1 protein-coding gene is annotated in these 548 nt (G+C 67.5%); it reads right to left on the bottom strand.

The annotated features are described in order from the left end of the window. Positions 1–548, bottom strand: a 548-nt coding sequence (locus BG61_RS38835; RefSeq protein ID WP_035943826.1) for a PTS sugar transporter subunit IIBC, incomplete at both ends; no start/stop codon positions are given.

Below are 548 nucleotides of genomic sequence, written 5' to 3'. Positions count from 1 at the left end.
ACCCCGGCCGACTTCAGCGCGGTGGCGTCGAGCCGGGAGGCGTCGGACAGTACGACGCGCAGTCGTGTGGCGGCAAGCGCTTCGAGTTTCTTGATGTTGGCCGCACCACCGAGCGCCGCGCAAATCTTTTCCGCACGGGCCTTCTGCTGCGTCGGGCTGTACGCAGAGGCCGCGGTCGCTGCCGGTGCCGCGCCTTCCGCGACAGGCGTTCCGCCAGGTGCGAGTTCGGCATCGCTGCCCGCTGTCTTCAGGTATTCCTGCATGTCGGTCTTCATGTTCTCCGACAGCGGCCCGAAGATCGCCTGCACGCCGTTGCCGACGCGCATCACACCCGCGGCACCGAGCGCCTTGAGCTTGCCCTCGTCGACGAGGGTTGGGTCATTGACCGAAATGCGCAGACGCGTGATGCAAGCGTCCAGGCTGGTGATGTTGGAACGGCCGCCGAACGCGAGAACGAGGTCGCGCGAGCGCCCGCCGGCGCCCGCCGCGCTGGCCGTGATGACTTCGACGGTGTCATCCTCGCGACCCGGCGTCTTGAGGTCGAATCT

Source organism: Caballeronia glathei (genome assembly GCF_000698595.1).
Taxonomy (GTDB): Bacteria; Pseudomonadota; Gammaproteobacteria; order Burkholderiales; family Burkholderiaceae; genus Caballeronia; species Caballeronia glathei.
Note: the sequence above shows the minus strand (reverse complement) of the source record. Positions and strands in the feature narration are given on the sequence as shown.